This is a genomic window from Burkholderia sp. Ac-20379 (assembly GCF_017104645.1).
Lineage (GTDB): Bacteria > Pseudomonadota > Gammaproteobacteria > Burkholderiales > Burkholderiaceae > Burkholderia.
On the sequence record NZ_JAAGPF010000634.1, the window covers coordinates 1 to 1932 of the forward strand.

Genomic DNA, 1932 nt, shown 5'->3' on the forward strand with positions numbered 1-1932 from the left:
TGCGGAATCGGTCATTTACAATGCCGGGATGAACCCGAAAGCTCACGAACCCGCTAGTTTACCCGTTCCCGGCCCCGACGCGCTCGCGCAGTCGGAAACGCTCGCCGCGTCGTTGCGCGCCGAGATCGCCACCACCGGCGGGTGGATGCCGTTTTCCCGCTTCATGGATCGCGCGCTCTACGCGCCGGGCCTCGGCTATTACAGCGGCGGCGCGCGCAAGTTCGGCCGGCGCGGCGACGACGGCAGCGATTTCGTCACCGCCCCCGAGCTGTCGCCGCTGTTCGCATTCACGCTCGCGCGGCCGGTGGCCGAAGCGCTGGCGGCCAGCGGCACGCAGCGCATCATGGAATTCGGCGCGGGCACCGGCAAGCTCGCGGCGGGGCTGATCGCCGCGCTCGACGAACTGGGCACGCCGCCCGAGCGCTACGAGATCGTCGAGCTGTCGGGCGAACTGCGCGAGCGTCAGCGCGACACCGTCGAGGCGCTGCTGCCCGAGGCGCTGGCCGCGCGCGTGGTCTGGCTCGACGCGCTGCCCGAGGCGTTCGAGGGCGTGGTGGTCGGCAACGAGGTGCTCGACGCGATGCCGGTGCGGCTCGTGGTGCGCGGCGAGGCGGGCTGGCAGGAACGCGGCGTGGCGGTCAACGCCGAGCGCGCGTTCGTGTTCGCGGATCGCCCGCTGCGCGACGCGGCCGACATCGCGCTGCTCGACCCGCTCGATCTGCCGCCCGGCTATCTGAGCGAAACCCATGCGGCGGCGCGCGCCTTCACGCGCACCGTCTGCACCATGCTCCGGCGCGGCGCGGCGTTCTTCATCGATTACGGCTTTCCGCTGCGCGAGTATTACCACCCGCAGCGCGGCGAGGGCACGCTGATGTGCCATTACCGCCACCGCGCGCACGGCGATCCGTTCGTCTGGCCGGGGCTGCAGGACATCACCGCGCACGTCGAGTTCTCGGGCATCCACGAGGCCGGCGTCGCGGCCGGCGCGGAACTGCTCGGCTACACCTCGCAAGGGCGGTTCCTGCTCAACGCGGGCATTACCGAAGTGCTGTCGGAGATCGATCCGTCCGATGCGGCGCGCTTCCTGCCGGCCGCCAACGCCGTGCAGAAGCTGATCTCCGAATCGGAGATGGGCGAACTGTTCAAGGTGATCGCGTTCGGGCGCGGCATCGACGGCCTCGAGGCGTTCGCGCGCGGCGAACGCTCGCACGCACTGTAAAGGGGGCGCGATGTTTCGCTGGCTGCTGGTGTCGTTCGTGGCGGTGATGCTGCTGTCGCGCTCCTGGCCGTGGCTGTCCAAGCTCGGCGTCGGCAAGCTGCCGGGCGACGTGACGCTGCGGATCGGCTCGCGCAGCTACCCGTTCCCGTTCATGTCCACGCTCGTGCTGATGATGATTCTCTCGGTGCTCGCCAAGCTCTGGTGACGAGGCGGCGCGCCGTTCGGGCGCGCCGCGGCCGCCTTCCGATCAATGCGACAACTCGCCGACGATGCGCCGGACCAGCGCCTCCGCGTCGTCGAGCGCCTCGCGCTCGCTCGCGCGGACGGTGTCCGTCTCGTATTCGGTGTTGTCGGGCGTGTCGCCGTCCGTGCGCGACAGGATCACGTAGCCGCGAAAGCGGCCGCCTTCCGCCGCACGGGTATAGGCGTTCGCCGTATAGCCGCGGGCCGTCATGCGGATGCCGTTCATGAAGGTCTCCCGGAAAGTGGGAACGTTCATCCTAGCATCGCGTGCGGGGCGCTGCCGAAGGCGTTTTCGCGGGCTGAAAAGCCTTGCCGGGCGGGCGATCCGGACGATCGGGAAGGCAGGCGGCGCGCCGCCGCGGCGGCCTGAAGCGGGGCCGGAGCAGCGATGGAACGAAGCGGCGCTCGCGAGCCGTTTCGCGCCGCGCCCGGCTCAGGGCGCCAGCAGCGCGACGACCTCGTCGAGCGTC

At 70.5% G+C, this 1932-nt stretch carries 4 protein-coding genes; 3 read left to right on the plus strand and 1 reads right to left on the minus strand.

Annotated elements, in window-relative coordinates; translation table 11 throughout:
* The first annotated feature begins 28 nt into the window (after positions 1-28).
* Both G3N92_RS33420 and G3N92_RS33425 read left to right on the plus strand, forming a co-directional pair.
* Positions 29-1219: a class I SAM-dependent methyltransferase gene (locus G3N92_RS33420; protein WP_206131774.1), complete on the plus strand. Its 1191-nt coding sequence runs from the start codon at positions 29-31 to the stop codon at positions 1217-1219.
* Positions 1220-1229: 10 nt separating this feature from the next.
* Entirely contained in the window at positions 1230-1424 is a 195-nt protein-coding gene (locus G3N92_RS33425) for a DUF2905 domain-containing protein (protein ID WP_206131775.1), read from the plus strand.
* A 42-nt stretch (positions 1425-1466) separates the two neighbouring features.
* On the opposite strand, the gene G3N92_RS33430 is transcribed toward G3N92_RS33425, so the two are convergent.
* Positions 1467-1688, minus strand: coding sequence for a hypothetical protein (locus G3N92_RS33430; protein ID WP_206131776.1), 222 nt, complete (start codon positions 1686-1688; stop codon positions 1467-1469).
* Between G3N92_RS33430 and G3N92_RS33435 the strand changes: the two genes are divergently transcribed.
* On the plus strand, positions 1687-1932 hold a 246-nt coding region (locus G3N92_RS33435), incomplete at its 3' end, for a hypothetical protein (RefSeq protein WP_206131777.1). The two genes, G3N92_RS33430 and G3N92_RS33435, sit on opposite strands and share 2 nt — an antisense overlap.